This window comes from Roseateles oligotrophus, from assembly GCF_025717515.1.
Lineage (GTDB): Bacteria > Pseudomonadota > Gammaproteobacteria > Burkholderiales > Burkholderiaceae_C > Paucibacter_A > Paucibacter_A oligotrophus.
Window position 1 is genome coordinate 152,915 of the sequence record NZ_JAJIRN010000009.1, and the last position, 26,647, is coordinate 179,561.

The following is a 26,647-nucleotide window of genomic DNA, read 5'->3' on the forward strand; positions in this document are numbered from 1 at the left end:
CTATGAAGATTGCCGCCGTTCAAATGGTTTCCGGCCCCGATCCGGTCGTCAATCTGGCGCGCGCCCGCCATTGGCTGGAGCAGGCCGGGCGCCAAGGTGCCGAGCTGGTGGCGCTGCCCGAGTATTTTTGTTTGATGGGCCAGGCCGACGGCGATAAGCTGGCGCTGGCCGAGACGCCCGGCGATGCTAATGCGCCAATCCAGCGCATGCTGAGCCAGGCCGCTGCCGACCTGGGTTTGTGGCTGATTGGTGGCACGCTGCCCTTGCGCACGCCCTCGGCCGAGCGGGTCCGCAATGCCTGCTGTGTCTATGCGCCGGACGGCAGCCAAGTGGCGCGCTACGACAAGATTCATCTGTTCCGTTTCGACAATGGTAGCGAAAGCTATGACGAAGGCCGCGTGCTGGAGGCCGGCAATGAGCCGGTGGCGGTGCAGGCGGGGCCGCTGCGTGTGGCCTTGAGCGTTTGCTACGACCTGCGCTTCCCCGAGCTGTACCGCTCGCTGGCGCCGGTCGATTTGATCAGCGTGCCCGCTGCGTTCACCTATGTGACCGGCCAGGCTCATTGGGAATTGCTGCTGCGCGCACGAGCGGTCGAAAATCAGGCCTATGTCATCGCACCGGCCCAGGGCGGACTGCATCAAAATGGCCGCAGAACCTGGGGCCACACGATGATCATCGATCCCTGGGGTGTAGTGCTTGGCTGTTTGCCCGAGGGCGAAGGCTTGGTGCTTGCCGATGTGGACGCCAAGCGCTTGGGCGAGGTCAGGCGGCAATTGCCGGCGCTGCAGCACCGCAGGCTGTAGGCCTGAGTTGAAGAGTTTGGAGTGAGGACGCAATGACAAGTCGATTCCTGCTTGGGCTGATCTTGTTGATCGGCTTGGCCGCCTGCGGCACGGCCACCGATGCGCCCAACCTCGCTTTGAGCCCGCAGACCAGCCTGCAGATGCGCGGCTGGGTACCCGATCGTTTGAAGGGTCAGATCTTGTTGTCGCCGGTCACCGGTGGGCAGCCGACCGGCTTTATGTGGGGCAGCAAAATCAGCAATGCGGCGCTGCAAGAGGCGATCGAGGAGTCACTGCGCGCCACCGGCATGTTGGCGCTACGGCCCGGCGCGGGCGCTTACCAAATGGACACCCAACTGATCGAGTTGGAGCAACCGATGCTGGGCTTGAACACCAAGGTAGCCCTCACCCTGGCTTACACGGTGGTGGAAAAGCGCAGCGGCACGGTGGTCTACCAGCGCCGCCTGCGCAGCCTCTATGCGACCGAATTCACCGAGGCCATGGTGGACCCGAACGAGCGCCTGCGCCTGGCCACCGAGGGCGCGGTGCGCAGCAATGTCAATTTGATGCTGCGTGATCTGATTGCGCTGGCGTTGAACTGATCACCTTCTGCCAAACATCATCTGCCGGGCCAGCGCCTTCTTCAGCGGCGTCGCCATCTGCAAGGCTGCCAGCGCCAGACCGCGTGCCATCGGCAGCCCCGGCCACGTCCAAGCGAAGCTGCGGGCCAGAAAATCGGTGGTGGCGATCATGCTCCAGCGATCCGGTGCACGCTGCCATTCGACCCGACGCAGCGCCGCCTCGATATTGCCGCCGGCGCGCAAGGCATCGACCAGCGCATAGGCATCGCGCAGCCCCAAGTTCAGCCCCTGGCCGGCGACCGGGTGCAGCGTCTGCGCGGCATTGCCGATGCGCACGATGCGGCCCGCCACCAGGCTGCGCTCGGCATTCAAGCCCAGCGCAAAGCATTTCAGCGGGCTGATCGCTTGCAAGCGCCCGACGCTGTCGGGCAGCATGCTTTGCAGCACGATCAGGCGCTGTTCGTCGCTCAAGCCGGCGACCTCGTCCTCGGCCTGCGGCACGCACCAGACCAGCGCTGCTCGGCGCAGGCCGTCCTTGGGCTGCAAGGGCAATAAGGCCAGCGGGCCGTGGCGGGTGAAGCGTTCATAGGCCGCGCCGAGCGGGCTGTCGGCGGCCAAGGTCAGCGTGCCGACCCAGGCGTTTTGCTGATAGTCATGCGCGATGGTTTTACGCGCCTGTTCGGCAAACACGCCACCTTCAGCCACCACGGCCAGATCGAATTGCTCGGCAATCTCGGCATCGATTTCCACCCCATCCGCCAAGGCCTTGAGCCCTTGGACCGGCGTGCCGAAGCGGCTGCTCAAACGGTCCGGCTCCTGTGCAGCGCGTGCCAGCCAGCGCGCCTGCAGTGGCGCGACCAATTGGCCGTAGCCGAGCACGGCGCCCAATTGGCTAACGCCCTGTTCGACCGCACTCAGCGCGACGGCCGGCTCATGGGTCGCACCGAAGAAGGGGTGGCTCAGCGTTGGTGGCGCCTGGCTGACGCTGACCGTCAGAATCGCTTGCGCCACGCTCGCGTCCCAGGCCTGCATGCGCTGCAGCAATTGCACGCTGCCCAGCGCCAGCGCCAAGGTGCGAGGGTCGCCCGAAATATCGCGTTCCAGCGGCCTTGCGTCGAAAAGGGTGACTTGAGCGTCCGGCAAGAGTTGCGCCGCAAGCAGTGCCAAGGTCAGGCCGGCCGGGCCGGCACCGACCACGGCCAGTCGCAAGCGGTCGGCGGAGGCTGCCGAGGCGGCATCGGGCGGGTGAATTGTGCGCATAGCGTGTTGATCTCGTCTCCGCTGCTGCGGGCAATTGGGGCTGGCCCAGACTATAGCGGCCGAGCTGCGCTACGCTGTCGCCCTGTCTTCGTCCACCTCCGAAAGAATCCCCATGCAATACCGTCGTCTGGGCCGCAGCGGCCTGCAAGTTTCCGAACTCTCCTTGGGCTCCTGGGTCACCTACCACAAGCAGGTCGATATCAAGGCGGCCTCGGAAATGTTGGCCGCCGCCTTTGATGCCGGCGTCAACTTCTTCGACAACGCCGAGGTCTATGCCCTGGGGCAGAGCGAGATCGTGATGGGCGAGGCCTTCAAGGCCTTGAAGTGGCCGCGGCTGAACTACATCGTCTCGACCAAGTTCTTCTGGGGCTTGGGGGGCGAGGGCAATCCGGTCAACCGCAAGGACACGCTGAACCGCAAATACCTGATGCAGGCGATCGACGGGTCCTTGAAGCGCCTGCAGCTGGACTTCATCGATCTGGTCTATTGCCACCGCCCCGATCCGCACACGCCGATCGAGGAGACCGTGCGCGCGATGAGCGACATGATCACTCAAGGCAAGGCGCTTTACTGGGGCACCAGCGAATGGTCGGCCAGCGATATCCGCGCCGCCTGGGAGATTGCCGAGCGCCACCACCTGCACAAGCCGGTGATGGAGCAGCCGCAGTACAACCTCTTCCACCGCAGCAAGGTCGAGCAGGAATATGCGCGGCTGTACGAGGACCTCGGCCTGGGCCTGACGACTTGGAGTCCTTTGGCCTCGGGCCTGTTGACCGGCAAGTACAAGGATGGCGTGCCAGCGGGCAGCCGCGGTGCGCTCGACAATATGAGCTGGATGGTCGAGGGCTTGACCGACAAGGCCAAGAACGCGGCGGTGGCGCAGTTGGCGGCGGTGGCGGCCGATCTGGGCGGCAATGTCGCGCAACTGGCGATCGCCTGGGCCAATCACAATCCGCGCGTCTCGACCGTGATTCTGGGCGCCAGCAAGTTGGCTCAGCTGCAAGACAATCTCGGCGCGCTGGCATTGACGCCAAAGTTGACGCCCGAGTTGTTGGCGCGCATCGACGCGATCACCTTGCCTTTGGCCAAATAGATTGACCTGAATCAATGCTCGGGTTTCTTGGGGGCGGAGCCGTCATCTGCACATGCCATAGTGCTCGATGAATTGGATTCGTCGGTTTAGCGCCTTACTTCTGCTGACAGCTACCGCCCTGCCGTCGTTCGCGCTGCCCGAGCCTGTCGCCGCCGTCTTGGCCGAACCCCGCTTTGAATCGGTCGGTGCCGACGCCATCCCGCGCGGCGTGGTGGCATCGCTGGCGCAAGACAGTGCCGGTTTCATCTGGGTCGGCACCGGCGATGGCCTGGTGCGCCACGATGGCTACCGTTTTCGACCGCAGGAGCGCAGCAGCGAAATTGCAGCGGAGCGCAATCTGGGCTGGTTGCGCGCCTTGCTGCCGGCCCGTGATGGGCGTCTGTGGATAGGCACCGAGTCCGATGGCTTGGCCGTTTTCGACCCGCTGACCGGGCAAATCAGCAGTTATTGTTTCGAACCGAACAAAGGCCGGGCCAGCGATCAGGCCAAGACGGCCTTGGCGACCATCACGGCGCTGGCCGAGGACGCTGATGGCGCGATTTGGGTCGCGACCCTGGGCGCTGGCCTGCACAGGTTTGACCCCGTCGCCAAAAGCTTTCGCCATTTCCGCCAAGCCACGGGCCTGCCCGACGACCGGGTGCAGTCCTTGCTGGTGGACGGGCAAGGCACGCTTTGGGTCGGCGGCTGGACGGGCCTGAGCCGGCGGCTCAAGGGCTCTGATCGATTCGAATCGATCAAGGGGCCGGACGCAATGCTGGTGGGACAGCTGGTGCAGAGCTTGTTCCAGGCCGCCGACGGCAGGCTCTGGGTGGGTACCGGGCGGGGCGAGGTGGCCGTGCTTGATGTGCTCGACGCGGCCGATGGCAAGGGGCGCAGGCTGCCCATCGGTGGCAAAGACCGCGGTGCCATCAACAGCATCGTCGAGAGCTCGGACGGGCGCGTCTGGCTGGGGCATGCGGCCGGCATCGATGTGCACGAGGCGAAGTCAACGCTATTGCTGCAGCAACTCCGCCATGACCCACTCAAGCGCGGCGGGCTGGCCGGGGAGACGGTCATCAAGCTGTTGATAGACCGCGCGGGTTGGATCTGGGTCGGCGGGCTGGGCCTGGGTCTGCAGCGCCACAACCCGGCCAACCAGAGCATCTGGGTCCGGTCTGCCGACGGCCCCGCCGAGCCCGGGGCGGACCGCAGGTTGTTTCAGCAGGCCAATGTGGGCGCGCTTTTGCAACTGCGAAGCGGCGACATCTTGGCCGCCGGCCGGGTCAAAGGCTTGACGCAGCTGGACGCCGGCCTGCAGGGGATGCGGAGCTTGCCGAGCCAGGGGCGCATCGGTGCGATGGCGCAAATGGCGGACGGCAAGGTCTGGCTGGCCACCAACGCCGAGATGTCGCAACTCGACGGCCGGTTGCGCCCTTTGCGCAAGCTGGCCCACGCCGGCGGCGAGGCGCGTCGGCTGCTGGCAGGCAGCGACGGTTCACTCTGGCTGGGCACCAGCGATGGCCTGCATGTCTTGCGGCCGAGCGCGGCGGGCCTGCAGCGAATTGCTTTGCCGGCTGGCGAGGTATTTGCTGGCGAGGTCCACAGCCTGGCCGAGGCGCCCGACCATGCGCTCTGGGTCGGCGCGATGAGCGGTCTGTTTCGTCTGGCGTCGGGCGAGACGGTGTTGCGCCCGGTCGCCTCGCCGGCCGATGCGGGCCTGGGCAAACCCAGCGTGATCGGCCTCTTGTTCGATAGCAAGAACAGGCTGTGGGTCGACACCGGCGTCAGCGGCCTGCACCGGATGAAGAGCTGGGACGGCGCGCTGGCCAGCTTCGAGCGCATCAGCGAGCGCCACGGCATCGTCAACAAGCCCTTTGGTGCCAATCTGCTGGAGGACGGGCGTGGGCGCATCTGGACGCAGATGAATGTCTATGACCCGGCCACCGACAGGTTGGACGAGTTGAGCGCGACCGATGGTCTGGACATTGGCACGCCCTGGTTCTTCTCGTACACCAAGACGGCGGATGGCCGTTTTTTGTTCGGCGGCAGCAAGGGTGTGGCGGTGGTGGTGCCGGAGCTTTTTGATCGCTCGACCTATGCGCCGCCGCTGGTGGTGTCGGAGCTGCGCATCAATGGTGAGCGTCAGCAAGTGGGGCAATTGCAGGATGGTTTGCGCCTGAGCCCGCAGCAGCGCAGCTTCAGCCTGGAGTTCGCCGCGCTGGATTACAGCAATCCGGGCCGCAGCCGCTATGCCTATCGCTTGCAGGGCTTTGATCCCGGCTGGATCGAAACCAGTGCCGATCTGCGCGTCGCCAGTTACAGCAATCTGAGCCCCGGCGACTATGTGTTGCGGGTGCGTGCGCACAACCGCAGCGGTGTCGCCAGCGAGCAGCAACTGGCGATCAAGGTGAAGGTTTTGCCGGCTTGGTGGCAGCAATGGTGGTTTCACGCGGCGCTGCTGGCGCTGGTGGCCGCAGCCATCGCAGCCTTGGTGCGTTGGCGTACAGGGCTCTTGCGCCGGCGCCAGACCTGGTTGGAGAACAAGGTGCGCGAGCGCACGGCCGAGTTGGAGGTCTCCAGTCTGACCGACCCCTTGACGGGGCTGCGCAACCGGCGGTTTCTGGCCCAGCAGATTGAGGCCGATGTGGCCTTGACGCTGCGCAGGCACGAGTCGCCCAAGCAAGGCGACGCGTCAGACGATATCGACCTGATCTTCTTCTTGCTCGATATCGACCATTTCAAGCAGATCAACGATCTGCTCGGCCACGCAGCGGGCGACGCGGTGCTGCGGCAGATTCGCGTGCGCCTGCAATCGGTGTTCCGCGACAGCGACTACCTGGTGCGCTGGGGTGGCGAGGAGTTCTTGATCGTTGCGCGCGAGACCTCGCGCCTGCATGCCGCCGAGTTGGCCGAGCGCGCCTGTCGTGCCATCGCCGAGCTGCCGTTTGAGTTGGATGACGGCAGCCATTTGAGCAAAACCTGTTCGCTCGGCTTTGCCTGCTTCCCGCTCGCGCCCAATGCCCAAAGGGCGATCGACTGGAACGCCACGGTCAATCTCGCCGATGCGGCGCTGTTGGCCGTCAAACGAGCCGGACGCAAGGGCTGGCTCGGTGTATTGAATGCAAAAGTCGACTCGGCGCAGGCCTTGAGCGAGCGGCTGCACCAACCGATGGCCGACTGGCTGGCCAGCGGCGAGCTGGAGCTGGCTCGCTCGGCCGCCTGACCATATCAAGATCCCCGCGGGTTTTTTGCTCGATCAAGCCGGCTCATGCCCGCTAATATCGGCACCATGCTGCTGCGCTTGCTTCATCTGTTTTTGCTGGTCTGCCTGGCCATGCCCGTTGCTGCTGTGCAAGGCTCGCTGGTCGAGCCGCGCTTCGAGTCGGTGGGCGCAGAGGCGATTTCTCATGGCGTTGTTGCAACCTTGGTGCAAGACCGTCAGCAGTTCTTGTGGATAGGCACACCAACCGGACTTTTTCGCTACGACGGCTATCAGTTCCGCACCATCGGGCAAGACAAACTCGGTTTCGCGCGCGCGCTTTTGGCTGGCCGCGATGGGCGCTTGTGGATCGGCACCGAGTCCGCGGGCTTGGCCGTGCTGGACACCCAGACCGAGCAGCTCAGTTTTCACCGCAGCGATGCCGATTCGCAGCCGGCCGGCAAGCGAGGCTCGGCGCCGACGATCAGGGCGCTGGCTGAAGATCGCGACGGCGCCATTTGGGTCGGCAGTGTCGGTGGTGGCTTGGAGCGTTTCGATCCCGCCAAAGGCGTCTTCACGCGCTTTCGTCATAGCGCGGCGGCCGGCAGCCTGCCCGATGACCGGGTGCAAGCCTTGTTGCTCGCCTCGAACGGCGATCTGTGGGTCGGTTCTTGGGCCGGCCTGAGCCGGCGTTCGCGTGGGCAGGATCACTTCGAGACGGTGTTTTCGGACCCCTCCGATGTGGGCGGTCTGCTCAACAAGAACGTTACCGGCTTGTACGAGGCGGCAGATGGTCGCATCTGGGTTGGCACCCGGGAGGGGGATCTGCTCATCATTGATCCACTCACAAAAAAGGGCTTGCGCGTCCAGCCTGCCGCCGAGTTAGAGGGAAAGACCGGCGTAGCCCGAGGTGAAGTATTGAGTCTGGTGGCGACGCCCTCGGGTCAGATGTGGGTGGGTACGGTGGCCGGGCTGGAGATTTACGACGCCCGTGATGGCCGAGCCTTGAGGCGCCTGCGCCACGACATTCGCCAGTCCAGCGGCCTGGTCGGTAACGATGTGCGGGCGATCCTGCTTGACAAGCAAGGCTGGGTTTGGCTGGGCGGCTATGGCTTGGGGCTGCAGCGTCACAATTTGGGTAATCGCAGCTTTGAGCTCAGGGCCGGGGACCATTTGTCCGGGCACCGTTTTGAAGAGGCCAATGTGCGCAGTTTGCTGCAGTTGGACAACGGTGAGGTGTGGGCGGGCACCGACTCGACCGGGGTCTTGGTGCTGGATCAGCATTTGCAGGTGACCGCATCGCTGCGGCCTGCATTGGACGGCAAGCTGCGGCCGAGTAGCCGTGTGGGGGCGCTGGCGCAGGGCCCCGACGGCACGGTCTGGCTCAGCGACGATGCCGGTTTGTATCAATTCGACCGAGCCCGCCGGCAATTGCGGCAGCTGCCGCCAATCAGCGGCTATGTGCGTCGACTCTGGGCTGCCCCTGACGGCAGCTTGTGGTTGGGCACGACGGACGGCCTGTTTGTCATGAGGCCTGGAGAGGCCGCCCCGCAGCGGGTAAGGCGAGTGGGTGGGGGCGATCTGAGCGGCAGTATCAATGCCATCGTGGGGGCGGCCGATGGAGGCGTTTGGGTCGGGGCCGAAAAAGGTCTTTTCTATGTCGCCTCTGGCAGCGCCGAGCTGCTCGCGGTGGCCATGCACAGCGATCCCCAGCGCGCCCATTCGGCGGTGATCGGGTTGTTGTTGGGGCGACATCAGCAGCAAAAGACGCTGTGGGTCGATACCTCTTCGGCCGGGCTGCATCGGCTGAGTCAATGGGACGGTCATCAGGCCGAGTTCGAGAACATCAGCGAACGATTCGGCATGGTCGGCCGGGCCTTCGGTGCGAACCTGCTTGAAGATGAGCGCGGGCGCATCTGGACGCATCAGCATATTTACGACCCGCACAAGCAGCGGCTTGACGAGCTCACCCCGGCCGATGGAGCCGAGTTTGGTACCGGCTGGTTTCGCTCCTATGTGCAGCTGAGCGACGGTCGCATGCTTTTTGGGGCCAGCAAGGGCTTGTTGCTGGCAAACCCCGGTGCCTTTGAGCGCTGGGACTTTGCGCCGCCGCTGGTGATGTCGGAGCTGCGCATCGGTGGGCAGCGGAAAGCGCCGGGCTTAGGCGCAAATGGCTTGCGGCTGACGCCTGCGCAGCGCAGCTTCAGTGTCGAGTTCGCCGCGCTTGACTACAGCAAGCCGGCTCGCAACCAGTATCGCTATCGACTTGAGGGTTTCGATGCGGACTGGATAGAGACGGGCGCCGACTTGCGCGTCGCCAGCTACAGCAATCTTGATCCCGGCCACTACCTGCTGCGTGTGCGTGGCAGCAACCGGGTCGGTGATTGGAGCCCGCATGAACTGAGCTTGGGCGTCGAGGTGCTGCCGGCTTGGTGGCAAACCTGGTGGGCGCGTGCGCTGGCCGCCGCGCTGATGCTGGCCTTGATTTACGCGGTGGTGCGATTGCGCACCGGCTTGCTGTTGCGCCAACAATTGGCGCTGGAAAAAAGGGTTGACGAGCGCACCGCCGAGTTGCACGCGCTGTCGCTGGCCTTGCAGCAAAAGTCGCAAGCGCTTGAAGAGGCCAGCCTGACCGACCCGTTGACCGGCTTGCGTAATCGACGTTTTCTGGCTCAACAGATCGAGGGCGACGTGGCTTTGGCGCTGCGCGCCCATGCGGGGCAACTCTCGGATCCTTTGCCGCTTGGCAGGCTGCAGCCGCCGGCAGACGATGCCGACCTGATCTTCTTCTTGCTCGATATCGACCATTTCAAGCAAATCAACGATATGTATGGTCACGCGGCCGGCGATGCTGTGCTGATGCAGATGCGTGAACGGCTGCAAAGCGTATTCCGCGCCGGTGATTATCTGGTGCGCTGGGGTGGCGAAGAGTTCTTGATCGTGGCGCGCGGCACCTCGCGCGCTCATGCGGCCGAGTTGGCCGAGCGAGCCCGAGCGATGGTTGCCGATCATCCTTTTGTGCTGGACGGGGGGCAACTCTTGCAGCGCACTTGCTCGGTCGGTTTTGCGGCCTTCCCCTTGGCGCCGCAGCACCTGGATGCGCTGGGTTGGACCGCCGTGGTCGACATCGCCGACGCCGCGCTTTACGCGGTCAAACGGGCCGGTCGCAATGCTTGTATGGGCGTTTTGTCGGCTCAAGCCGCCTCGCCCGAGGCCTTGCGCCAAGCGGCGCATCGACCCTTGGCCGACTGGTTGGCCAGCGGTGAGTTGCAGATGGCAGGCTCATCGCACGACGTTGGCGCCGTCCTGGCAGCGGCCAAATCAGCTTGAGTCCTTGCCTTGACGCTCGGCCGAGCTGATAGCGGCTCAGTCTTGCAGCGAGGCCAGTCGCTCGGCGGTGCCGACATCAAGCCAGCGGCCGTTCAGCAGCTCGGCACTGAGTTTGTGGCGCCGGATCGCATCCTCAAGAACAGGGCGTAGCGCCGCCTTGGTGCCGGGGGCAATGGCCTCGAACAGGCGGCGGCGGAATAGTCCGACGCTGGCCCAGGTGTAGCGCGGCGATGCTGTGTCTGCGAGCGCCAGGCCTTCGGCGCTGATGCCGAAATCGCCTTTGGGATGGTGCGGGCTGTTGTGGGTCAGCCAGAGATGTGCATCCAGGTCGCTGTGCAAAAAGCGTTCGGCGGCCATTTGGGGGAAGCGGAAGTCCGGCAAAAACACATCGCCGGCAACGACCCAGAACGCCTCGCCCCCGTCCGCACCTAACAGCGGTAATGCACGGGCAATGCCGCCGGCAGTTTCCAAGGCACCGACCGGCTCGCCCGACTCATCGCTGAAATGCAGGCGCAGGCCGAAGCGGGAACCGTCGCCCAGCGTGGCCGGGAACTGCTCGCTCAGCCAGGCCGTGTTGATGACGATGTCGCGCACCCCGGCGGCGGCCAGCGCCTCGATGTGGAATTCGATCAAGGGCTTGCCGCGCACGCACAGCAAGGGCTTGGGGCAGTTGTCGGTGAGCGGCCGCATGCGCTCACCGCGCCCGGCCGCGAGAATGATGGCTCGCATGGGCATGCAGTCTAGGTCATGCCCGGTACAGCCAAAGATCGAGGCCAGGTCTCAGTCGCTCAATGTTTGGCGACCACCTTGACCGTCGCATTCGCCTTGCCCGCATCAACATAGCCGATCGCCCCGGGCGTGCTGGCGACAAACTTGACGACCTCGTCGTCACTGGCCAACTCTCGCGGCGGCTTGGCACCCCCGGTGAAGATTTGCCGCGCCCACAAGGCCTTCAATTGCGCGGGCGTTTTCTTCAAGATCTTGTTGCCAAAATCTTCCCGCAACGGACTCTCCTTGATGTCGACCGGGGTGGCTTCGGCCCCGCCGGAGAAGGTTTTGGTTTGGCCGAGGAAGATCTTGGTGATTTGTTCCTCGTCGATGCTGGCCGAGTTGCCTGGATGAACGATGACCGCAACATCGGCATTCGCGACTTGCGCATTGCCGATCAGCAGGGCAAGACAAAAAGTTTTGCAGTGGAGTGACATGATCCTGCTCCCCTTCAGAAGATCAGGTCGTAGGACAAAGTCACGAGCTTGCGCTTGCTGTCGGTGCCGTCAAGAAAGTCCCAACGGCTTCGATCCACCTGCAATTTCAGGCTGCTGCTGTCGCTCATTTGATAGCGTAGGGTGACGCCGATATTGCTGTCGGTTTCGACATGGCGGGAGTCGTCGCCGGAGCCATAGGCCTTCAATTGGCTGACGGTCAGCATCGGCAGGAATTTGCCGATCCGATAACCGCCGCCGAGCATGAAGCCTTTGTAGCTGCCGCGCGCCGGGGTGCGGGTGACACGCGAAATTTCGCTGCGGCCAACCCAGTTGTCGAGGTCGATATTGAAGGCCGCCGAGCTGAAGGTCTGCGGCGATGACTTGCCGTAAAGATCGGGGTCGGGCGAGGTCTGCACCTGACCCTCGGGCAACCAGGCGACCGAGCGCTGTTTGGACTTGTTGTAGGAAAAACGTGCGGTGAACCAGTCGCGATTGAGCTCCAAATCAATGCCCAACATATTGTCCCAGCTGATGTCCTGGCGCTCCGGGCGCTCCAGCTTGCCGATCGGGTTGTCCTTGGAATGCTCCTGGCCCGCGTAGGCGTTGGACTTGACCGCCCAGCCGGCGATGTCATCGCGATAGGTGATGTTGGCGCCGTTGTAGTTGACGACCGCCCAGCCGTAGACATCCGGCGGCACGCGCACCCAGTTGTAGGCAAAGCTGACGTCCTGGAAATCCGAAAAATAAAACAGAGGCAGGCGCTTGCGGCCGGCCTGCAAAGTGAATTTCGGGCTCAGGTTGTAGCTCAGAAAAGCCCATTCGATCTCCACTTTGGCCTCTTTGGCGGCATGCCGCGCCATCACTTGGCCTGTGAAGGAGAAGTCGGAGCTGAAGTTGACGGTGCCTTGCAAGCCGGCGCGCGATTCGGGCTCCAGCGACCACTTGGTCTCGTACACCGAGCCATGTGAAAAGTCGGCCACATAGCAGGACGGGCATTTGGACCAAGTTTGCGGCGTGGGGTAGCCGATATCCAGGCCGCCGCCGCTGATGACCTTGCCTGCCGTCAAATTGGCGAAGCCAGAATAGCTGTAATCGATGGCGGATGCAGAGCCGGCAGCGATCAGCAAGGCGATCGCCGACCCAATTTTTGGCAGCTTGACAGCGTGGAGTTTTCTCATCTTCCGTCCTTCCAGAAACAGGCAGCGCCATCCCAGCAATGGTGCTTAGCTGGGGCTATCGGCAGCTGACCGTGAGTTCTTTAACGGCCGGCAAGCTTTCTTTCAGGGTTTATTCGGATTCATGGGCAAGCAGGCTCAACAACTTGCCCGCCTCGGGGCGTGCGGGCTGCCCTTGCTGCAAGCGCTGCAGCAGCGCGCGAGCGGCTGCGGGTTCGGTCGCCGCGAGCGCGCCGGCCATGCGCAAGAGCGGGTCGTAGGCCGGGCGGAAGTCGGGGCTCTGGCCCAACACATCAAGCAGCGGCCCTTGGACCTGGGCCAGCATCGCGCGCAGGTCGGCCGAGGGCTTGACCTGACGGCCGGCCTCTATGAAGCGCCGTCTTGCCGCCCAATAAGCGCTCAAGCGATTCTCGGGGTCAGCCTCGTTCAGCAGTTCTGCCGATGTGATCTGCAGCGCCGGCAGCAAGGCCAGCAGCCGGTCGCGCGGCGTCGTGTCGGGGGCATAGGTGATGCGCGGCGCCAGGTGCGCAACGACCGGATGGTCATCGGTATTGGCCGGCGCCGCGCCGGCAAATTGGTCCAAGGCGGCGGGGCCGGCTACAAAGCTGCCCAAGAGCGCGTAGGCGTCTTCGATGCCGAAACGCGGCGCCGGTGTGGCAAACGCCGCGCCGGCCAGGCGTGCTCGCGCCGCCTCCAGGCTGGTGAAAGCGCCCTTGTTTTCGCGCCCGATCAGGCCGAGCACCGGCGTCTCCAGGCTGTTATTGGCCAGGATGGCGGTGGCGCCGGGGTAGGCGATCAAGAACGAGCGCACGATGCTGCGCAAGCTCTGCAAATCCAGCTGGTGCAGCGGCAGCCATTGGCAGAACAGGCCGCCCTCGGCCAGCCTTGCGCGCGCCGCTTGAAAATGCTCGACCGTGTAGAGCGCGCCCGAGCCGCTGCGAGCCGGGTGGAAGTTGTCCGAGATGATCACGTCATAGGCCGTCGAGGCGGCCCTGACATAACGGCGTGCATCGGCGGCGATGAGCTGCAGATTCGGATGCGCCCGGCCCTCATTGAGGCTTTGCGTGAAATGAGCGGAGGCCTGGATCACCTCGGGCAACAACTCCACCGCATCGACCCGCAGCGAAGGATCTTCGGCGGCCGAGGCTGCCGTCATGCCGGTGCCCAGACCCAGGAACAGCGCTTGCTTCGGCGCCGGGTGCAGCAGCAGCGGCAACAGCGCCTGGCGGGCGTCGAACCAGAGGCTGGAACTGCTGCCTTCTTGCTGGCGGTTGTTGATGCGCAGGCGGGCCACGCCCTCGGCGTCTTCGACCACGCTGACGGCGGCCATCGCGCCTTCGTGGTAACTCACAATCCGCCCACCCTCGGGCAGTTCGACAAAGGCCAGCGGCGGCGTCAGCAGCGCCAGCGCCAGCGTGGCGCCGGCGGGCAGCAGCACCCAGCGCCAGGAGCCCAGCGGCATCAAGGCGAGATAGCCAAGCGGAATCAGCAGCAGCGTCCATTTCGCTCCGAGCAGCGGCGTCAGCAGCACGCCGAACAAGAGCGGGGCGAAGGCCGCGCCCAAGGTGTTGAAGCCGATCGCGCGGCCGAAGCTGATGCCCGCTTGGGCCGCCTGCGCGCACAGCTGGCTGAACAAGGCGCCCATCACCAAGGTAGGCAGGGCAAAGGCGGCCAGTGCCAGCGCGGCCTCGACGCCGATGGCCGCCGCCATGCCGGGTCCGAAGCCGCTCAACAATTGGGCGCGCAAGGTTTCCGCCGCCCACAGACTGCTGCAGCCCAAGAGGCAGGCGAGGGTGAGGGCGGCGAGCAGTTGATGACTGAGCTTGTGGCTGTCGCGCTTGTGGCTCAGCCAGCGCTGCCAAGCGGCGGCGCCGGTGGCGGTGCCGATCAAGTAAACCGTCAGCAGCATGGCGAAGGTGTAGACCGTGTCTTCGGTCACCTGGCTGAGCACGCGCACCACCAAGACCTCGTAGCCGATGCCGAGCAGGCCGGTCAGCGTCAAACGACTCAGCATCGCGCGCCGGCCGGCGCCTGCTGCGATAACGGTGATGCATTCGGGGCTTGAGCCGCGCAGCACCAGCATCGCGCCGCCCGCGCAGAGCAGATTCAGCGCCACGCATAGCGCGGCCGTCTTTGTCAGACCGAGGCTGGGAATGAGCCAGAAGGCGCTGACCAGCACGCCCAGCACCGCGCCGGCGGTGTTGCTGGCGTAAAGCGTCGCAATCGACCTGCCGCTGCGGTCGGTACGGCGCCATTGCGCCAACACGCGCTCCAGCGCCGGCAAGGTGGCGCCCATCGCTACGGTGGCCGGCAGCAGCAGCAATAAGCAGCCCAAGAACGCGACCGTCCATTGCCAGGCCGGCGAGGGCCGCGCGCCGGTCAGGGCGAGCATGGTGGCGCTGGCCGGCGCCATCAGCAAGATCAGCGCGAGGCCCCAACAGGCAATGACGAGTTCCAAGCCCGCATACCAGCGCAGCGGACTTGTCGAGCGCTCGATGCGCGGGCCCAGCCCCAAGGCGCCGAGCGACAGGCCGCCGAAAAACGCCGCCACCACCGCCAGCACGGCGGCCGATTCATGGCCCAGCCAGAGCCCGGCTTGCTGGGTCCAGACGACCTGATAGCCCAGGCCGGCAAAGCCGGAGGCCAGCATCAGGGCCAGCGCGACGCCTTCGCCCCGTTTGATCTTTGCCATCAACCGCTGAAGCCGATTTGGTAGCCCCAGGAGTCGAGCTTGACCGGGATTGCGTTGAAGGCCAGGGTGATGCGTCTATCACCCTCGTTAGGCGGCACCGCATGCATCAGGTAGCTGGGGAAGAGCACCAGATCGCCAGCTGCGGGTTGCGGGCTGACCCACTTCTCGGCATTGAAGGGGCCGGTGGCGACACCGGCATGGTCGTTCTTGAACGAGAAGTCGGTCCCGCCGGGCGACTTCATGAAGACGGTGCGCGAGGACTGATGCGTGGGCGTCAGATACACCACGCCCGAGATAAAGCTGTTGGCATGGTTGTGCATCGCCTGTCGACCACCCAGGTCCAGCACATTGACCCACATTTCTTTCAGTGACCAACCCATCTGCTCGCCAAACATCAGCGCGCCGAACTCGCTCAGTTTCGGCGTTATCAGCGCGGCCGCCTCGACCAGCAAGGGGCTCTCGCTCGGCTTCAGCATGCGGGTGTGGGAGAGCTGCGCGGAGGCATTGTTTTCTTGCAAGGCCTGCTGGCTGAAATGGGCGACCAAGGCGTCCACCAGGGCCGCTGGTAATGCGCTGGGCGCGCGCAAGAAGGGCGTGGGGAAGAGGCTGATGACTTCGGTGTTCGACATGATTTCAGGCAAATATGCTGACAATGCGCAGCAAGGACCAATAAGCGGCCATCGCGCCAATCGCATAGAGCAAGGCGCTGCGAGCCTTGGCGGCCCAGGGCCAGCGCGAGCTCAGGCGCCACAAGGCGAAGGCCGCCGCGACGGTCAGCAACTGGCCGATTTCGACGCCGAGATTGAAGGTCAGCAGCGCGACCAGCAAATGCTGATCCGGCAGACCGATCTCTTTCAGTGCGCCGGCAAAGCCCAGGCCATGGACCAGACCGAACAAGAAGGCGACCAGCGCCGGCCAGCGCCGCGCAATCGTCTGGCGTTGGTGCAAGGCCTCGGCTGCGACTAGCACGATGGACAAGGCGATCGCCGCCTCGACCGGCGGCGGGCGCAAGATTAACCAGCCCAAAGCGCTGCTGGCCAAGGTCAGACTGTGGGCCAGCGTGAAGGCGCTGATGGTCCAGATCAGTCGGCTATTGAAGCCCACCAGCATCAGCATCGCGATCACGAACAAGAGGTGATCGATGCCGGCCAGGATGTGCTCGACGCCCAGCAACGTGTAGGCGCGGGCGATCTCACCCATGCCGCGGCTGTCATCCGCTGCACCGTAGAGTTGCACGCTCGGCTGGCCGCCGGTCAGGGTGTAGACGCGGGTCTGGCCGTCGAGCCAGAAGACCTTGACCATCACCGCCGAATAGGCCTGACCCACACCGTCCATCGCCATGCGGCCGCTCAGGCCTGCCGCGCCGCAGTGCAATACATTGCCTTCGACCTGGCAGCTTTCGGGCCAGATCGGCTTGAGCACTTCGGCAGGCGCACGCTTTTCGCTGGCCGTCCATTGCCAGAAGAATTCGCCGCGCGCCATCTCGCGCAGCTGCATCTCGGCCATGCTCATTTCATGCGCGCTAGCCAGGCTGCTCAGCAGCGCCAGGCCGGCCAGCAGGGCCTTGAACAAACGCAACATCATGGCTTGCTGGCCTCGTACTTGACCTTGTACTTCTGCGTCAGAGCGCGCACCGCGGCACTGCGCTGCTCGGCCATGGTGGCGTCGGTCCAGTCCGGCAGCAGCACGCCGCGCAGCGTCTCAAAATTCGCCGGCTTGGCCGGGCTGATGGCTTCCAGGCGCATCGCGCGCCAGCCCTCGCGGGTTGGCAATGCGCGCCATTCGCCCGGCGGCAAGGCTTCCAGCGCCTGGGCAAATTCGGCCCCGTAGCTCTGCACGATATTGCCGTGCGGCCGGCCTTTGAAGACCCGCAGGCCGGCCTTGGCATCGCCCGGCGTGCCGGCATTCAGCTCGGTGACAAAGGCGCGCGCGGCGGCCTCACTGTTGTCGCCCGACAGCGCGGCCTCTTGAAAGTCGAAGCGGGCCGGCTCATCGTATTTGGCGCGGTTCTTCTCGAACCAGTCGCGCAAGACCTTGTCGTCGACGGCGGGCAGCTTGGTGTTGGCATCGACGACGCTGAGCGCCTTGAAGATCACCCGCTCGCGGATGGCCGTATCGCCACGGTCGACCTGCAGCGCCAAGCCTTCGCGGTAAAGCACTTCGTTGTCGAGCCAGACCTGGCGCAGCGCCTTCAACTCCTCGGCATTCGGTTCGCGTCCGCGCGCGGCGGTGAACACCTGCTTGGCCTCGGCATCGACCGCAGCACCGACGACGATGCTGCGCGGGTCGTCGGAGCGGCCGACCAGGACATGGTCGGCGGCAAACAACAGCGCGCCCAAAACCAGGAAGTGCAGCAGGGGTTCGCGCAGCCAGGCCGAGCGAGCCTGACCGGCGGGGCGGACGCTGAGCCCAGTGAAAGATGGGGTGTTTGGGGATGTGGACATGGGGTCAAGTTCCGGCCCAGCGAGCGCGTGCAAAGGGCCAATGGGCAGCAAAGCCAAGGATCTTATGACGCGAGCATGTCAGGATGAAGACGTTCGCCGAATGGACTATTGGCGCCTCGAGAAAATGAAAAAGGGCGCCACGCGTTGCCGCATGGCGCCCTTCAAGCGAGGCTTGTCGGTGCAGGATTACTTGACGCCGGCCACCACGGTAGAGCCGTTCACCTGAACGTAGATCGGGTTGCTGTAGAACCACAGATCGGACCAGGCGGCGACGTCGTTGGCGACCATCTTCTGGCCATTCACGACCGGCAGATGCGCCGGGCAGCCATTGAACTCGGTCGTGCCCACGGTGGTGCAGGCAATCATCAGCTTGGATGGTGTGCGGGCATTGGTGTGGATGTCGGCCAGCGGGTTGCCATTGGCGTCGGTCTCGAAAGGCACGGCGGCCGGCAGATTGCTGCCGCGCAGACGCACATATTGCGAGGCCTGCACCGCTGGAATGCGGTAGGTCATCTTCAGGAATTCGCTGTTGTCAACGCCGGAAGCCACTGCCGTCCAAGCCGATCCACCGTTGCCGCTGAAGGTCTTGATCACAGCGGCCGTGGTGTTCTTGGCGGCTGCTGGCACCGTGGCCAGATCGGGGTTGACCAACCAGCTGTTGGGCCACTGACCCGCATAGTCGGCTGCGCCAGGCGTCTTGTAACCGCTGACCATGCCGCGCACCAGATCGATGTGATCCAGCACAGGCTTGTTCAGCGCTTGGGTGATGCCGACTTGCTTCAGCGAGGGGTTGGCGAAGGTGTAGGGCGAGTAGTTCACGCCGGCCGGGTCGCGCACCACCACGGTCACGACGATCTCGGCGCCTGGACGCACGACGAGCTTTTCGCCCATGGTGGCACAGCCGCTGGCTTCGACAGCGCGGTTATTGGTGGCGGCGGCCACGGCCAAGGCTTCGACTTGTGCATTCGTGCGCGCGGCAGGGCCGGCGTAAGAAGCGCAGGCGACGAAGGCCAGGCGGTCGATCAGCTGGCCGCTGGAGGCAAAGTTATTGCCGCTGCGCAGACCGTCAACAATCGTTTGTGGACGCAGCTTGTCGGCGCCGTTACGCACCATGGTGTAGTTGCGCTGATATTCGCCGGGGTAGAAGTCTTGTGTCGAGCGGCGGTCATCCGGGCCGAAACTGCCACGGTTATGCCAGTCGGACGAAGCAAAGAACCAGAAGTTGCGACCTTCGCCCAGCAGGGCATCCCAGACGCCGCCGACTTGGGCGCCGTAGACGCCGGTGCCGCCCCAGGTGGTGCCGCCGACCGAGTCCACCATCGCGCCGCCGATATTGTTGCGGCCAGGGTAGTACTCACCGCGGTCCGACGACGCGCCGTGGCCAGGCTGAGTCTCGAAGCCGAAGGCGATGTCCGGGCCGGCATTGTTGAAGTTGCGCAGATGCTCGACGTTGAAGCCGTTATTGCCGTCCGGGTTGAAGGGGCCGGCGCGCTCCAGGTGGGCGGGCACGTAGTAGCTGCCATTGGCGTGGTTTTGGGCCATCCACTTGATGGCTTCAACCGTCTTCAGGTGACCCTTGGTGCCGACGCCGGCGCCGCTGGCGGGCATCAGCTTCTGAGCCGTCACGTTCCAGCTTGGGTCGGCGGCGCTGTTGCTGCCGTTGACCGAGCAATTCCAGTTGTTGCCGATGGCGGAGCCGGTGGTGTTGCCGCGGCTCTTGTCGCCGTCGCCACGGTCAAAACAATACGACCATTGGGCCAGCGCGTTGGCGTTGCCGAGTGCGGTGTAGCCAGGGGTGTTGGGCAGCGTGGCGCCGTCCAGGGCGGCAGGCATCTGGCCGGTGATGATGCTCATCGAGCTGTGCTCGTGGCCGGCCACGACCGACTCCAGGCCCAGGAACATCGGCTGGTTCTTCATTGCCGCCAGGTATTCGACCAGTGGGTACTGGAATTCTTGCAGCGACTGCCAGCGCCACATATTGCCATTGCCGGCGACGCCGCCGCCGTCACCCTTGATGGCTGCTGCGCCAATGCTGTTGGCCCAGGTTGTTGTCGGGCCCTTGCCGGCCACATAAGGGTAGGCAGGCGTGCTCAGCGAAGCGTCTTCAGCCAGGGTGCAGTTGCGATTGCCGCTGCCGCCGTGGCCGGCTTGCACGAACCAGTCCAGACCGAAAGTGCCGTCGGTCTTGTCGGTAACCTTTTTGACCAGCTTTTGCATCGAGATCGAACCGTCCGAGCAAGTGGTGTGGTTGTGGAAGTCGCCCGCCACATATTGGCCTGCGGTCTTGCCGGCGGCGTTGGCCATAGTTGGGACGATGGCGAGGGTGCTGCAGCCGATGGCTGCGACTGCCGCGAGGGCGAGCCGGCTCTTGCTGAAACCGAATTTCATGGGAACAACTCCTGATTGTTTTGCGGGAAAGGGCTGAGATGTGGGGCGATTCTTTGGCCGGTCAAAACGGCCGCGCCGAAATTACCAGCGGATGGTAGGGAGCGGAGGTGACTTGGTCGTGACGGTTTGACCCCTGCCTGATGGCCTACTGCGAATGTTCAGCTGTCGAAGTCGACGCTGAGGTCGGCTTCGATGCGGCCGCCCTTCTCGAAGATCAGCGTCAATGGATAGCTGCGGCCCGACTCGAGCGGGTGCTTCAGGCCGATCAGCCGGATGAAGGTGCCGGCTTCGCTGAGCTGGGTGTCCTGGCCGGCCGGGATCAAGAAATTCAATTCGCGGCCGGCGCCGGCGCCGCCAATTTCGGCACGCGCCGCGACCGGGGTTTCGAGTCCGATCAAGCGCTCGTCCTCGCGCACCTCATCGAACTTCATGCTGATGATGGCCGTGCTGGCGCCGGGGGCGGAGGCACGCGTCCAGGGGTGGGTGACGCGCAAGGTGCTGCAAAAAAATTCGCAGGCGCGCACGTCGGCCAAGCATGCACCAAGGCCGCCGACCATGGCGGCGCGCAGCAAAAAGCGGCGATCTATGAGCTGGGTCATGGTCTGTGGCGCGAGCGCTGGAGATGGGAAGACCGGGAGCCTAGCGACTTGATATGAAGCGCCGATGACAGGGGCGAAGACCGCGTCCGGCGCTTGATCCGAATGGCGGCCGCAAGGGGCTTGGCTTGGTCACACTGTTGTCGTGTTGCGTGAATAGACTGGCGTCGTTCTGTGGCTTCTTCCTTGGCCGCCTTTGACTCTCACCAACCTGGATCTGTCCCATGAAGCTTTCTCGCCTGGCCGCCCTGGCCCTGTTTGCCGCCGCCCCAGCCTTCGCAGGTGCCACGAGCTTCGTGGTCGACTTTGAAAAGAACTGGGATTTCAACAACGGCGGCGTCGCCGGTTTCTACAACGGCGGTACGGCCGATGACGGCGCTGAAGGCGTCAATGTTGGCGTCGAGTTTGTCGGCGTGTCCGGCCTGTCCAATGACGCCGACTTCACTTACTACAGCGGCGCTCCGTCGGCCCAAGGCACGGCCTACGCCTATGACACGACGGCTTCTTATATGAACGTCGCGGCCGGTGTCGAGAACGGTCTGTCCTTGTTCTACGCCAGCTATGTTGATGTGACCGGCGCCGTCAAGGCCTATTCCGGTTTGAACGGTACCGGCGACTTGCTCGGCAGCTTCGATCTGAGCGCAACGGCAGCCGACGGCTTCGGCACATGGAAGCAAGTGGCGCTGAATTTCAGCGGCACCGCCAAGTCCTTCGATCTGACCGGCAGCGCCGGTAAGAACATCGGTTTCGATGATATTGCCAGCGTCTCGGCCGTGCCCGAAGCCAGCTCCGCCCTGATGATGATGGTCGGCGGCATCGCGCTGCTGGGCCTGACACGCCGCCGCCGCGCTTAATTGATCAGCCGCTCGGTCGCTTGACGGCTGCGGCCGTCACAGCCAATGCCAAGGCGATCGCCAGCGCTGCTGGGATCGCCTGTTTTTATTGCGCGTTTCTAACTCCTGCTTGGCGCAAGAGCCGCTCCACCCGTTCCCATGAATACCGAAATTTTTTTGAAGCGCAAGCAACGCTTGGCCGCTGCTTTGCTGAGCCTGAGCGGGCTCAATACCGCCTTGGCCGAACCCGAACTTACGGCCACCGAGCAGTTGGCACCGGTGCTGCTGAGCGGCAACTACATCAATGCGGTCGGCAGCTCGGACGCAGCCAGCCAGGGCTCGGTGAGCGCCAAGCTGCTGCAGAGCCGGCCAACATTGCGGCCGGCCGAGGTCTTGGAGTTTGTGCCCGGCGTGATCATCACCCAGCACAGCGGTGACGGCAAAGCGAACCAGTATTTTCTGCGCGGCTTCAACCTCGATCACGGCACCGACTTCGCCACCTATGTGGCCGGTATGCCGGTCAATATGCCCACGCATGCGCATGGCCATGGCTATAGCGATCTGAACTGGCTGATCCCCGAACTGGTAAGTCGCATCGACTACAAGAAAGGCCCTTACTACGCCGAGGAGGGCGACTTTTCATCCGCCGGCGCGGCCCATATCGGCCTGTTCGATCGGCTGGACAAGGGGGTGTTGGCGGCGACGCTGGGTCAATTCGGCTATCGGCGTGGCCTGCTGGCCAAGTCGCTGGAGCTGCAAGGCGGCCGGCTGCTATATGCCGTCGAGGCGGCGCGTAACGACGGCCCTTGGGAAAATCCGGAGGACTTCCGTCGCTTCAACAGTGTCTTGCGCTACAGCATTGCGAATGAACAGGGCCGCAGCGCCATTACCGCGATGGCCTATTCGGCCGACTGGAACGCGAGCGATCAGCTGCCGCTGCGGGCGGTGCAAAGCGGCTTGATCGGCCGCTTTGGCACGGTTGACCCCAGCGACGGTGGTCGCACCGCGCGCTACAGCCTGTCTTTCGAGCATGAGCGCAGCGACGCGGAGGGCGGCTTCAAGCTGAATGCCTACGCGATCCGTTCGCGCCTGAATCTGTTCTCCAACTTCAGCTACTTTCTGGACAAACCGGTCGATCTGGACCCCACGGCATGGCATGGCGATCAATTCGAGCAAGCCGAGCAGCGCCAGGTCTATGGGCTGAACAGCAGTCGTCATTGGAACGGTGAACTGGCGGGTCTGGAGTCCGGCACCCGCTTGGGCCTGCAGCTCCGCCATGACCGCCTCGCGCCGGTCGGCCTGTATGCCTCGGTGGCGCGCGAGCGCGTGGCGACGACGCAGGAGAGTCGCACGCGCCAGACCACGCTGGGTCTTTATGCCGAAACCTCGCTGCAATGGACGCCTTGGCTGCGCAGCGTCGCGGGCCTGCGCGCCGACCATTTCGACTTCGATGTGAACAGCTCAATCGCCGCCAATAGCGGCAAAAACAGCGCCAATATCGTCTCGCCCAAGCTGTCGCTGGTCTTCGGCCCCTGGAGCAAGACCGAGTATTTCCTCAACTACGGCCACGGCTTTCACAGCAATGATGCGCGCGGCGTCACGGCGACCGTCACCGCCAAGGAGGGCCTGCCGGCCGCATCGGTCGATGCGCTGGTGCGCTCCAAGGGGGCCGAGTTGGGCCTGCGCAGCGAAATCATTCCGGGCCTGCAAAGTTCGCTGGCGCTGTGGCAGTTGAGGCTGGATTCGGAGTTGGTGTTCGTCGGTGACGCGGGTGATACCGAGCCCAGCCGCGCCAGCCGCCGCCAAGGCCTCGAGTGGAACAACCACTACATCGCCGCCTCCTGGCTGCTGCTGGATGCGGATATCTCCTGGTCGCGTGCGCGCTTCACCGATGCCGATCCGGCAGGCCCCTATGTGCCGGGCGCAATCAGCAAGGTGCTGTCGCTGGGTGCCACGGTCACCGATCTGGGCCCTTGGTTTGGCCATTTCCAGCTCCGCTATATGGGGCCGCGCGCGCTGATCGAAGACAACAGCCAACGCTCCAACGCGACCACGCTGGCCTATGCGCGCATCGGCTACAAGTTCGGCCGCGACAGCCGCCTGACGCTGGATCTGTTCAATTTATTCAACCGACAAGCCAGCGATATCGATTACTTTTATGCTTCGCGCCTGAAGGGTGAGGCGGCCGAAGGCGTTGCCGACCGTCACTTCCACCCGGTCGAGCCACGCAGCCTGCGCCTGACTTGGAATAGCGGCTTCTAGGAGCCTGCCTGCTGCGGCAATACCGGCGCCGGCAGCGCTGCCCGCACCTTTTCAAACAAGGCGCGGTACTGCTCATCCGGCGTGTGGCCGGTCAGCGGGTCACGGTTGGCGGCAAAGGCTTCGTCCAGGTCGGACCAGTCATCGGGCTTGAGTACCTTGAGCGCCAGCGGCAAGATCTCGCGCTCCTCGGTCTGCATATGGTGCAGATAGGCATGCACATAGCGTTCGGTCATCTGTTCAAAGACCGCACGGCGCGGCTCGCCCATCATCTCGAAGGCCAGCAGCGCACGCTCCAGGTCACGAATGGCCCGCTCGCCGCGCAAATGGTCTTCGTCCAGCTTGTCCAGCAGGTCGCGGATCTCGGGCGCCCGGGCGCGCAGCTTGGGGAAGAGCAGCTCGGTTTCTTTCGGGTGATGCAGCTTCTCGGGAAATTCGTCAACGTAAAACAGCATCGCGCGCAGCACGGCAAAGTCGGCCGCCTCGGGCGGGGCCGCACGACCACGCCATTTGGCCAGCAGCAGCGGCACCGAATGCAGCATCGCCGACAGTGCGCCATGCTCGTCCTGGATAACCTTGATCGTCAGCGGCTTGCTTATCATGTCTGTCTCCGTCGCCAAAAGGCTTGCAGGCGAGCTTGTATTTTGTCCGGCAGCTTGTCACGATTTGGTCGCCGCTACTTGCTCTGGATCAAGAGTTTTTGCCGACCCGTGATTTAGTCTTGCGGCCTTCAAAGCAGCGGCACGCGCCGGCCAAGTAAAATCCCGGGTTACCCCGCAACTCTCGCTCCTCAAGCCATGGCAACTACCGCTGCAAGCAACCCTACTTTGATGGCCAACGCCATTCGCGCATTGGCCATGGACGCCGTGCAGCAAGCCAATTCCGGCCACCCCGGCGCGCCCATGGGCATGGCCGATATCGCCGTCGCTTTGTGGAACCGCCATCTGCGCCACAACCCGAGCAACCCGCAATGGGCCGACCGTGACCGCTTTGTGCTGAGCAACGGCCATGGCTCGATGTTGATTTATGCGCTGCTGCACCTGACCGGCTATGACTTGGCCCTGGAAGAGCTGAAGAACTTCCGCCAGCTGCACAGCAAGACCCCTGGCCACCCGGAAGTCGGCGTGACGCCCGGCGTCGAGACGACCACCGGCCCGCTGGGTCAGGGCATCACCAATGCGGTCGGCTTGGCGCTGGCCGAGAAGATGATGGCCAAGGAATTCAACCGTGACAAGCACAGCGTGGTCGACCATTTCACCTATGTCTTCATGGGTGACGGCTGCCTGATGGAAGGCATCAGCCACGAGGCTTGCTCGCTGGCCGGCGCCTGGAAGCTCAACAAGCTGATCGCCATCTATGACGACAACGGTATCTCGATCGACGGCCAGGTCGCCCCTTGGTTTGCCGACAACACGGCGCAGCGTTTCGAGGCCTATGGCTGGAATGTGATCGGCCCGGTCGATGGCCATGACATCGACGCCGTTGACGCCGCGATTGCCCAGGCCAAGCTGAGCACCGCCAAGCCGACGCTGGTGATCGCCAAGACCCATATCGGCAAGGGCAGCCCGAACCGCGCCAACACGGCCAAGGCGCATGGCGAGCCGCTCGGCGGCGACGAGATCAAGCTGACCCGCGAGGCGATCGGCTGGGCACATGAGCCCTTCGTGATCCCCAAGGAGGTCTATGCCGGTTGGGACGCCAAGGCGCAAGGCGCCAAGCTGCAAGCCGGCTGGGACAAGCGCTTCGCCGCTTACGCCAAGGCGCATCCCGCGCTGGCGGCCGAGTTCAAGCGCCGCATGGCCGGCGACTTGCCTGCCAACTTCGCGCAGACCGCTGTTGACGCGGTGATCGCCGCCCACACGCAGGCCGAAACCGTCGCCAGCCGCAAGGCCAGCCAGATCGCCTTGGAAGCCTTCACGGCGGCCGTGCCCGAAATGCTCGGCGGCTCGGCCGACCTGACCGGCTCCAACCTGACCAATACCAAGGCCGCGACCGCTTTCCGCCTGGAAGCGGACGGCAGCAGCAATGGCGGCCGCCACATCAATTACGGCGTGCGCGAGTTCGGCATGGCCGCAATCATGAACGGCATCGCGCTGCATGGCGGCTACATCCCTTACGGTGGCACCTTCCTGACCTTCAGCGACTACAGCCGCAACGCGATCCGCATGGCCGCGCTGATGAAGTTGCGCGTTATCCATGTGTTCACGCATGACTCGATCGGCCTGGGCGAAGACGGCCCGACCCACCAGTCGGTCGAGCATGTGGCCAGCCTGCGCCTGATCCCCGGCCTTGACGTCTGGCGCCCGGCCGACACCGCCGAAACAGCGGTCGCCTGGACCATGGCGCTGGGCAATGCGAGCCGCCCAAGCGTGCTGGCGCTGAGCCGCCAGAACCTGCCTTATGCGCCGAAGAAGGCGCTGGACGAGATCAGCAAGGGCGCTTATGTCTTGGCCGAGCCTGCTTCGGTCGGCATCAAGAGCAAAGCCGTGGCGGTGATCATCGCGACCGGCTCCGAAGTGCAGCTGGCGATGCGCGCGCAAGAGTTGCTGGCGCTGGACGGCATCGGCGTGCGCGTCGTGTCCATGCCTTCGACCAGCGTGTTCGACCGCCAGGACGCCAAATACAAGAAGTCCGTGCTGCCCGAAGGCCTGCCACGTGTGGCGGTGGAAATGGGCGTGACGGATGGTTGGTGGAAATATGGTTGCGCGGCCGTCATCGGCCTCGACACCTACGGCGAATCGGCACCGGCGCCGGTGCTGTTCAAGCATTTCGGCTTCACGCCCGAGAATGTCGCCGCCACTGTCAAGGTTGCGCTGGGCAAGAAGAAGTAA

General features: G+C 64.3%; 19 protein-coding genes. 8 read left to right on the plus strand and 11 right to left on the minus strand.

The window, feature by feature from the left end:
* Positions 1-2: 2 nt before the first annotated feature.
* On the plus strand, positions 3-803 hold the full coding sequence (locus LNV07_RS19955; protein WP_263572935.1) for a carbon-nitrogen hydrolase family protein: 801 nt from the start codon (positions 3-5) through the stop codon (positions 801-803).
* A gap of 32 nt (positions 804-835) precedes the next feature.
* Complete coding sequence (locus LNV07_RS19960) at positions 836-1,384, plus strand: hypothetical protein (RefSeq protein WP_263572936.1); 549 nt, start codon at positions 836-838, stop codon at positions 1,382-1,384.
* Here the strand turns inward: LNV07_RS19960 and LNV07_RS19965 are convergent, their stop codons facing one another.
* Positions 1,385-2,623 carry an FAD-dependent monooxygenase gene (locus LNV07_RS19965; RefSeq protein ID WP_263572937.1) on the minus strand — a complete coding sequence of 413 codons (1,239 nt, stop codon included), beginning with the start codon at positions 2,621-2,623 and terminating at the stop codon, positions 1,385-1,387.
* Positions 2,624-2,735: 112 nt separating this feature from the next.
* Here LNV07_RS19965 and LNV07_RS19970 point away from each other — a divergent pair, with 112 nt between their 5' ends.
* From LNV07_RS19970 to LNV07_RS19980, 3 genes are all read left to right on the plus strand, one after another.
* Entirely contained in the window at positions 2,736-3,716 is a 981-nt protein-coding gene (locus tag LNV07_RS19970) for a potassium channel beta subunit family protein (RefSeq protein WP_263572938.1), read from the plus strand.
* Between the two features lie 67 nt (positions 3,717-3,783).
* Complete coding sequence (locus tag LNV07_RS19975) at positions 3,784-6,918, plus strand: ligand-binding sensor domain-containing protein (RefSeq protein ID WP_263572939.1); 3,135 nt, start codon at positions 3,784-3,786, stop codon at positions 6,916-6,918.
* A 45-nt stretch (positions 6,919-6,963) separates the two neighbouring features.
* Positions 6,964-10,224: a ligand-binding sensor domain-containing diguanylate cyclase gene (locus LNV07_RS19980; protein WP_263572940.1), complete on the plus strand. Its 3,261-nt coding sequence runs from the start codon at positions 6,964-6,966 to the stop codon at positions 10,222-10,224.
* A gap of 36 nt (positions 10,225-10,260) precedes the next feature.
* On the opposite strand, the gene murU is transcribed toward LNV07_RS19980, so the two are convergent.
* From murU to LNV07_RS20025, 9 genes are all read right to left on the minus strand, one after another.
* Positions 10,261-10,953, minus strand: coding sequence for an N-acetylmuramate alpha-1-phosphate uridylyltransferase MurU (murU, locus tag LNV07_RS19985; RefSeq protein WP_263572941.1), 693 nt, complete (start codon positions 10,951-10,953; stop codon positions 10,261-10,263).
* Positions 10,954-11,012: 59 nt separating this feature from the next.
* A complete protein-coding gene (locus LNV07_RS19990; protein WP_263572942.1) occupies positions 11,013-11,429 on the minus strand; it encodes a type 2 periplasmic-binding domain-containing protein in 417 nt (138 codons plus the stop codon).
* 14 nt (positions 11,430-11,443) lie between these two features.
* The gene (locus LNV07_RS19995; RefSeq protein ID WP_263572943.1) at positions 11,444-12,607 is read right to left on the minus strand and encodes a porin; all 1,164 of its coding nucleotides are present in this window, start codon (positions 12,605-12,607) and stop codon (positions 11,444-11,446) included.
* A gap of 109 nt (positions 12,608-12,716) precedes the next feature.
* Positions 12,717-15,296 (minus strand): fused MFS/spermidine synthase, encoded by a 2,580-nt coding sequence (locus LNV07_RS20000; RefSeq protein WP_263572944.1) that lies wholly within the window; start codon positions 15,294-15,296, stop codon positions 12,717-12,719.
* Positions 15,296-15,925 carry a 2OG-Fe(II) oxygenase family protein gene (locus tag LNV07_RS20005; protein ID WP_263572945.1) on the minus strand — a complete coding sequence of 210 codons (630 nt, stop codon included), beginning with the start codon at positions 15,923-15,925 and terminating at the stop codon, positions 15,296-15,298. Before LNV07_RS20005 ends, LNV07_RS20000 begins: the two co-directional genes overlap by 1 nt.
* Positions 15,926-15,929: 4 nt before the next feature.
* A complete protein-coding gene (locus LNV07_RS20010) occupies positions 15,930-16,880 on the minus strand; it encodes a HupE/UreJ family protein (protein WP_263572946.1) in 951 nt (316 codons plus the stop codon).
* Complete coding sequence (locus tag LNV07_RS20015; RefSeq protein ID WP_263572947.1) at positions 16,877-17,740, minus strand: peptidylprolyl isomerase; 864 nt, start codon at positions 17,738-17,740, stop codon at positions 16,877-16,879. The genes LNV07_RS20010 and LNV07_RS20015 overlap by 4 nt, the downstream gene beginning before the upstream one ends.
* Before the next feature lie 186 nt (positions 17,741-17,926).
* Entirely contained in the window at positions 17,927-20,128 is a 2,202-nt protein-coding gene (locus tag LNV07_RS20020; RefSeq protein WP_263572948.1) for a CehA/McbA family metallohydrolase domain-containing protein, read from the minus strand.
* 158 nt (positions 20,129-20,286) lie between these two features.
* Entirely contained in the window at positions 20,287-20,727 is a 441-nt protein-coding gene (locus LNV07_RS20025; protein WP_263572949.1) for a copper chaperone PCu(A)C, read from the minus strand.
* Positions 20,728-20,948: 221 nt separating this feature from the next.
* Here LNV07_RS20025 and LNV07_RS20030 point away from each other — a divergent pair, with 221 nt between their 5' ends.
* Complete coding sequence (locus tag LNV07_RS20030) at positions 20,949-21,578, plus strand: hypothetical protein (protein ID WP_263572950.1); 630 nt, start codon at positions 20,949-20,951, stop codon at positions 21,576-21,578.
* 138 nt (positions 21,579-21,716) lie between these two features.
* Entirely contained in the window at positions 21,717-23,819 is a 2,103-nt protein-coding gene (locus LNV07_RS20035) for a TonB-dependent receptor (protein ID WP_263572951.1), read from the plus strand.
* Here LNV07_RS20035 and LNV07_RS20040 read toward each other — a convergent pair.
* Positions 23,816-24,418: a hemerythrin domain-containing protein gene (locus LNV07_RS20040; protein WP_263572952.1), complete on the minus strand. Its 603-nt coding sequence runs from the start codon at positions 24,416-24,418 to the stop codon at positions 23,816-23,818. The genes LNV07_RS20035 and LNV07_RS20040 overlap by 4 nt on opposite strands.
* Before the next feature lie 195 nt (positions 24,419-24,613).
* On the opposite strand from LNV07_RS20040, the gene tkt reads away from it, so the two are divergent.
* The gene (gene tkt / locus LNV07_RS20045) at positions 24,614-26,647 is read left to right on the plus strand and encodes a transketolase (RefSeq protein ID WP_263572953.1); all 2,034 of its coding nucleotides are present in this window, start codon (positions 24,614-24,616) and stop codon (positions 26,645-26,647) included.

What these genes read in the sequence shown, in the direction of transcription:
- LNV07_RS19955 (WP_263572935.1), top strand. Translation starts at nt 3, where the DNA reads ATGAAGATTGCCGCCGTTCAAATGGTTTCCGGCCCCGATCCGGTCGTC.
- LNV07_RS19960 (WP_263572936.1), top strand. Translation starts at nt 836, where the DNA reads ATGACAAGTCGATTCCTGCTTGGGCTGATCTTGTTGATCGGCTTGGCC.
- LNV07_RS19965 (WP_263572937.1), bottom strand. Translation starts at nt 2,623, where the DNA reads ATGCGCACAATTCACCCGCCCGATGCCGCCTCGGCAGCCTCCGCCGAC.
- LNV07_RS19970 (WP_263572938.1), top strand. Translation starts at nt 2,736, where the DNA reads ATGCAATACCGTCGTCTGGGCCGCAGCGGCCTGCAAGTTTCCGAACTC.
- LNV07_RS19975 (WP_263572939.1), top strand. Translation starts at nt 3,784, where the DNA reads ATGAATTGGATTCGTCGGTTTAGCGCCTTACTTCTGCTGACAGCTACC.
- LNV07_RS19980 (WP_263572940.1), top strand. Translation starts at nt 6,964, where the DNA reads ATGCCCGCTAATATCGGCACCATGCTGCTGCGCTTGCTTCATCTGTTT.
- murU (WP_263572941.1), bottom strand. Translation starts at nt 10,953, where the DNA reads ATGCGAGCCATCATTCTCGCGGCCGGGCGCGGTGAGCGCATGCGGCCG.
- LNV07_RS19990 (WP_263572942.1), bottom strand. Translation starts at nt 11,429, where the DNA reads ATGTCACTCCACTGCAAAACTTTTTGTCTTGCCCTGCTGATCGGCAAT.
- LNV07_RS19995 (WP_263572943.1), bottom strand. Translation starts at nt 12,607, where the DNA reads ATGAGAAAACTCCACGCTGTCAAGCTGCCAAAAATTGGGTCGGCGATC.
- LNV07_RS20000 (WP_263572944.1), bottom strand. Translation starts at nt 15,296, where the DNA reads ATGGCAAAGATCAAACGGGGCGAAGGCGTCGCGCTGGCCCTGATGCTG.
- LNV07_RS20005 (WP_263572945.1), bottom strand. Translation starts at nt 15,925, where the DNA reads ATGTCGAACACCGAAGTCATCAGCCTCTTCCCCACGCCCTTCTTGCGC.
- LNV07_RS20010 (WP_263572946.1), bottom strand. Translation starts at nt 16,880, where the DNA reads ATGATGTTGCGTTTGTTCAAGGCCCTGCTGGCCGGCCTGGCGCTGCTG.
- LNV07_RS20015 (WP_263572947.1), bottom strand. Translation starts at nt 17,740, where the DNA reads ATGTCCACATCCCCAAACACCCCATCTTTCACTGGGCTCAGCGTCCGC.
- LNV07_RS20020 (WP_263572948.1), bottom strand. Translation starts at nt 20,128, where the DNA reads ATGAAATTCGGTTTCAGCAAGAGCCGGCTCGCCCTCGCGGCAGTCGCA.
- LNV07_RS20025 (WP_263572949.1), bottom strand. Translation starts at nt 20,727, where the DNA reads ATGACCCAGCTCATAGATCGCCGCTTTTTGCTGCGCGCCGCCATGGTC.
- LNV07_RS20030 (WP_263572950.1), top strand. Translation starts at nt 20,949, where the DNA reads ATGAAGCTTTCTCGCCTGGCCGCCCTGGCCCTGTTTGCCGCCGCCCCA.
- LNV07_RS20035 (WP_263572951.1), top strand. Translation starts at nt 21,717, where the DNA reads ATGAATACCGAAATTTTTTTGAAGCGCAAGCAACGCTTGGCCGCTGCT.
- LNV07_RS20040 (WP_263572952.1), bottom strand. Translation starts at nt 24,418, where the DNA reads ATGATAAGCAAGCCGCTGACGATCAAGGTTATCCAGGACGAGCATGGC.
- tkt (WP_263572953.1), top strand. Translation starts at nt 24,614, where the DNA reads ATGGCAACTACCGCTGCAAGCAACCCTACTTTGATGGCCAACGCCATT.